Genomic DNA, 773 nt, shown 5'->3' with positions numbered 1-773 from the left:
CTACATACTCCACTAGATGAAAGAAAAAGCGATATGTAAGAACAAGAGCTTCACCTATTGACATTTTTTCATCAAACTCTTTTATAGCATCTAACTCAATATTCACATCCCATAATCCATCTTTATCATTAAATAAAAGCTGGACGCTTGTTGGGCTTTCATTAAGCACTTTAGCAAAAAATTGTTTTAGTACAGAACCGAATTTTTTTTGCATATGTAAACCCGTTAATACTTTATATGTGCCAAACACATCATCCACTTCAAAAGAACATCCATCAAGCTTAATAAATTCAAACCATTTTGATTCTACATATAGAAATTCACTTCTATGTTCTTTCAAGTAAGAAAGAGGAGTATCTAAAAACGAAAGAGGAGATTCTTCTGCGATCAGCTCGTCCGTTTCTTTATCTACTCTTTCGATATAAGAATCTTTAAAACGTGAAGATGCCTCTTTTTCTTCTATCATCAGGTTTTGCGATACCAACTCTTTTTGCAACGCATATTCCTTTTCTTCCTGGTATAGAGATAAAGATTGACCCTGAACGTTCATTTCTTTTTCAATATAAGTTTGAATATTACTTTGTAACATAAAAAACCTCCTGATTAATCTGCATCACTATCTTATATCATAACCTAAACAAGTGTTTATAAATATAGCCAAACAAAAAATCCTTAGGCTATGCCTAAGGATAGTAATGATATATTCAAGTATGTATAAAAGATAATTTGGTTGCGGGGACAGGATTTGAACCTGCGACCTTCGGGTTATGAGC

Annotated in this window: 1 protein-coding gene; it reads right to left on the bottom strand. The window is 32.7% G+C overall.

The genetic code is table 11. The annotated features are described in order from the left end of the window. The coding region (locus tag RB298_RS01240) for a hypothetical protein (RefSeq protein ID WP_486045371.1) at positions 1–589 on the bottom strand (589 nt) is incomplete at its 3' end. Between the last annotated feature and the right edge of the window lie 184 nt (positions 590–773).

The organism is Priestia sp. BR_2 (genome assembly GCF_041954005.1).
In the GTDB taxonomy this organism is placed as follows: Bacteria; Bacillota; Bacilli; order Paenibacillales; family Paenibacillaceae; genus Paenibacillus_AQ; species Paenibacillus_AQ lautus_A.
This window is presented reverse-complemented; position numbering and strand designations above follow the sequence as displayed.